Annotated in this window: 1 protein-coding gene and 1 pseudogene; both read left to right on the top strand. The window is 48.4% G+C overall.

Annotated features, from left to right (window positions below):
• A partial coding sequence (locus tag JGK22_RS32970; RefSeq protein WP_293314547.1) for an Ig-like domain-containing protein occupies nucleotides 1–1,115 on the top strand: 1,115 nt, incomplete at its 5' end.
• Between the two features lie 47 nt (nucleotides 1,116–1,162).
• Nucleotides 1,163–3,298: pseudogene (locus JGK22_RS32965) on the top strand (Ig domain-containing protein group 2 domain-containing protein); the annotation flags it as partial.

The raw sequence follows: 3,298 nt of genomic DNA, 5'->3' as shown, positions 1-3,298 counted from the left end.
ACAACAATCCGCCCGTTGTTTCACCGACAAGCGCTCGGACTTATACAGAATTAGAGACAACTATTTCATTAGACAATCTTGCCACAGATGCAGAGGCCGACCCTCTGACAATTAGCGTCCTCAATCCAGTAAACGGCACGGTAATTTTCAATCCCTTAACGAACAAAGCATCCTTTAAACCAGCAATCGGTTTCTCTGGAATTGCCAGCTTTGATTTCCTTGCCAGCGACGCTTTCGGGAGTTCAACGCCCGCGCGGGTAACAGTCAATGTCAGCGATGTTCCGCTGCTGAATCTAGATTTTGTGAAGCGAAATCCGCGACTCAATGCAGGAGAAAATACGGAATTAGTTGTGCTCGGAGATTTTGCCGACCAAAAAGGTGTAGTGCTGCCAGATTCTTATCTAACTTACACTTCAATAAATCCAGAAGTAGCACCAATTGATCCAACTGGTAAAGTGACAGGTTTAACCAACGGCACTTCGATTTTGAGCGCATCTCGAAATAACCTGCAAGCAGTGACCCCAATTCGGATTGGGACGATGCCAGCACCGACAACAGACGCTCAACTGCATCAGATACTAGCCGAAATGTACGGACTAGACCCATACCCAGATGCCGTCTCCCTGACACCAGGTTCAACGCGGAAACTGTCCCTCGGCTTAAACTCCAATTTCACCGAAGCCAACCTAACCGCAGCCAGCACAGGTACACGCTACTTTAGCAACAACAGCAACATCCTCAACGTCAGTCCCGACGGCACCATTACAGCAGTAGGCCTTGGCGATGCCACCGTCACAGCCATTCACGGCACCGCATCCGCCACCATTCCAGTTCGAGTCGAAGCACCGAAAATCGGCACAACCGCCTTGGGAACCGACGGTGGCATCATCAACTCAAGCGACGGAACCCTAGCAGTCATGATACCTCCGGGCGCTCTCAAACAGAATGCAACCGTCAGCATTGCCCCAGTCAACCAACAAAACTTGTCCCTACCGCTACCACCGGGATTTGAATTTGCAGGAGCCTTCAACTTAAACTTTAGCGATAACTCCCTGAATATACCCGCGCAACCGGCACTTGGAATCCGATTTGGCTGCAAGAAGAATCAGGCATAGTCGGAGATGACGGCAACATTCGCACCCAGTCTCCTCCCTATCCAGGTGTGGTCAGACCGGGCGAATACGCAGTAGTCTACTCCAGTCCGACAGGCAGCGCCACCCTAGTCAAAGGTCAGCTTACCCTCAACTACAACTTCCCCCTAGCATTTTTTGGCATCATTGACCCCCTGGGAAATATCGGTCAGTTAATCGACCCGGACAAATTCGTTACCACCCCAGCCTTTACCGTAACTCGCGACATATCTTCAGTACAGGTAGTAGCAATCCCCAAGGTGGGACTTCCCGTCATAACAGAGGTAGGCGTCCAGCGAAACGACGAGGGTACTGCCACATTTAAGGCAGCTTTGAATATGCCAGCCCCAACTACCTCTGACCCCACAACACCTCCTGTCCTCCAAAAGGCTGAACTGAAATTCAAGGATGAGAACAACCAGCAATTTGAGAACAATGAGCCCCTCTTATTTCTGACCGGGGGCAACATTTTAGTCAACAACGCCAGCGACTCCAAAGGCAGTAAGTTTGAAGATTTGACAGTTAAGTTCTCTTTTGGTAACTCTATGTATGAGGGGACTGTAGTACCGACACGCAGTCGCTCTCTTGGAGGCAATCAGTATGAAGTAGCAGTTAAAGTGCCTGATACAGTAGTGCTGGGCGCTTCAAACGTAGTGCTGGAGAGGAAGCAGAACCAGATCGTCGAGCAAAAAGGCGTTACACCAGTATACAAAGAAATCCAGTACAACAGCAATCCAATTCGCCTGCCAGAGGGGGCAGAGTACGTCTTTGCAGCCTTGGGCGGTTCTGACCGAGTAGCGGTTCTCAACGGTAAAAACCCCGAATCAGTAGTTGATACTACAAACAGCAAGGACTTGCTGTTGGCTCAAATTCCTGTGGGGACTAGCAGTGTCACAGATTGGGCAGAATCAACAGCCGTGACTAGCGACGGAAATCGCGTTTACGCAACCTTGAGGAATTCAGGTCAAGTGGCATTGGTCGATCCAATGGTACTGCGACAGGTAGATACTGTGCCAAATACTTCAGGCGTCAATCCCATTGTCCTGCCGGCGGGCGCTAGACCCAAGTCAATAGTCATCAGTCCTAGAGACGATTATGCTTACATTGGCGACTTGAATCAAGCGAAAATTTACGTCCTTGACATCAACCCTAACTCGGCAACTTATCACAAAGTAGTTGAGACTATTAACGTCACTTCACCATTAGGGTTGAGTCAGTTGGCAATTAGTAGTGACGGGCGGCGGCTGTTCGGCACGGGTTCTGATAATAATGAGCAAGTGCCTAATCGTCGGATTTATGCAATCAATATTGACTCGAAGGATCGACCGAAGGATGAAGATTCTAATCCTCGTAAGTGGCATCAACAAATCGGAGTTATTCCTACTATTTCGGAGACCGAGGGAATATCAGCTACGAATGAGCCGAAGAAAATGGTGTTCACAAACGGATTGAATCGGAGTAATCCTGACCAGAATAATGACGCGCCTGGTTTTGGGGTGTTGGAAATTACTTCGGACGATCCTCTTAACTTTACTGCTTCTGTGAGTTATGCTCCTTTAAGTTTGGGTTTTCCTACTGATTATTTTGATGTGAATGAGGGGGTATCTGTCACTGTAACGCGGGATGGGCGGTATGGGTTTGTGGCTGGTCGCAATTCTGCAAGTATTAACCCTTCTGCAGATGTGCGTTCTGGGGGAAATATTGGGATTATTAAAGACCCCTTGGGGCCAAATCCTCAATTAATCGGTGCTACCAGACCGATTCCAGAGACTCTTACTAACGATTTGGTACTATCAAATGATAACAAATACCTTTATGGCTCTTATCCTTCTCTGAGTGGTAGCGGGAGCGTTTATGCTTTCGATGTTGAGGAAATGATTAAAACTCTGGACAATCCTGGTCAATTCAAAATTGATAGTCTTGACAGGGGTGTTAAGTCTCCTTTCTTCAATGCTACTACGGCGAGGTCTGTGACTGCGGCTGATTTCACAAGGGTTCCTATTGATGATATAAATCCGGCAATTAGTATTGCTGCTGACTATGGGATTCTTCAGGAGAATCGACCTGCTAATCAGTTTACTTATGGGGTGCCGTTGGGTACAACACGCGCACCCGTAGGTACTGGGGGCAATTTACGGGATTTGAGTTCTGCACCGACTGACTGGCTG

Origin of the sequence: Microcoleus sp. PH2017_08_TRC_O_A (genome assembly GCF_020738665.1) — a bacterium.
In the GTDB taxonomy this organism is placed as follows: Bacteria; Cyanobacteriota; Cyanobacteriia; order Cyanobacteriales; family Microcoleaceae; genus Microcoleus.
Note: the sequence above shows the minus strand (reverse complement) of the source record. Positions and strands in the feature narration are given on the sequence as shown.